This is a genomic window from Nostoc sp. 'Peltigera membranacea cyanobiont' 232 (genome assembly GCF_002245985.1).
GTDB lineage: Bacteria > Cyanobacteriota > Cyanobacteriia > Cyanobacteriales > Nostocaceae > Nostoc.
This window is the reverse complement of sequence record NZ_NOLK01000390.1, coordinates 1-1,242: the sequence shown is the minus strand read 5'-3', so window position 1 is coordinate 1,242 and position 1,242 is coordinate 1. Positions and strand designations below refer to the sequence as shown.

Below are 1,242 nucleotides of genomic sequence, written 5' to 3'. Positions count from 1 at the left end.
GTTGGGAATCTCGCGTTGGGCAGGCACTGGTGGTAGTTATCGGACAATATTAAGATTCTTTCAGACAGTAATACCTTGGGCAACGTTGTTTTGGCTATTTTTCCGTAAGCATTTGTTCCGTGCAAATGAGGTGTATTTGCTGGCAGGAGATGAAGTTGTAATCAGTAAATCAGGGAAACAAACTTATGGGCTGGATAGATTTTTTTCGAGCCTCGTCAGCAAACCTATATTAGGGCTATCTTTTTTTACATTATCATTAGTAAGTGTTAAGCGAAGACACTCATTTCCTTTTTCATTTAGAACAGGTAATCAAGAGCGATGTAGAAAAAAGTAGTGTATCGCCAAGAAAAGAAATCAAACCCAAAGAAAAACGTGGACGTGGGCGACCAAAAGGTAGTAAAAATAAAAACAAAACAGAAGTAATTCTCACATCTGAATTACTAAGAATTAAGAAGATGATTAATGAGTTGGTCAAGTTAATAGCTAACTTTATCCCCCTAACTTACTTAGTCTTAGACGGTCATTTTGGAAACAATAATGCCTTGCAAATGGTTCGGCAAGTTAACTTGCACATAATTTCCAAGTTGCGCCATGATTCCGCATTGTATATACCCTATCAACATCCTGACTCCAATAGTCGCTCTCGTCGTAAATACGGTGATAAGATTGACTACTGTAACATACCTGATAAATATTTATGTAAAAGTACCATTGAAGACGATATCAAAACTGATATTTATCAAGCTACTTTACTCCACAAGGAATTTGCCCAAGCACTGAATATAGTTATTTTGGTCAAAACCAATCTTAAAACTAATGCTCATAGTCATGTAATCCTATTTTCTAGTGACCTAAAGTTGTCATACGAAAAGATAATCGATTACTATAAACTGCGCTTTCAAATCGAGTTTAACTTTCGTGATGCGAAGCAGTTTTGGGGATTGGAAGATTTTATGAATTTAAGTCAAACTGCTGTAACTAATGCTGTTAATCTAGCATTCTTTATGGTCAACTTATCCCATCATCTTCTATCTGATTTCCGTCTCCTTAATCCTGACTCCGGCATTATTGATCTTAAAGCTCACTATCGTGGTTTTCGATATGTCCGTGAAATGTTAAAAATGCTTCCCGAAATCCCTGAGCCTATTTTATTAAACCAGATTTTTGCCAAGCTTACTGCTTTAGGTCGCATTCATCCCGTTTCTACAGGCGTTGAACCCTCGTAAATTGGCAATGGTATTG

At 36.9% G+C, this 1,242-nt stretch carries 1 pseudogene; it reads left to right on the top strand.

Annotation, left to right across the window (positions count from 1 at the left end):
• Positions 1 to 1,226 (top strand): annotated as a pseudogene (locus CDG79_RS40545) (transposase); the annotation flags it as partial.
• Positions 1,227 to 1,242: the final 16 nt, after the last annotated feature.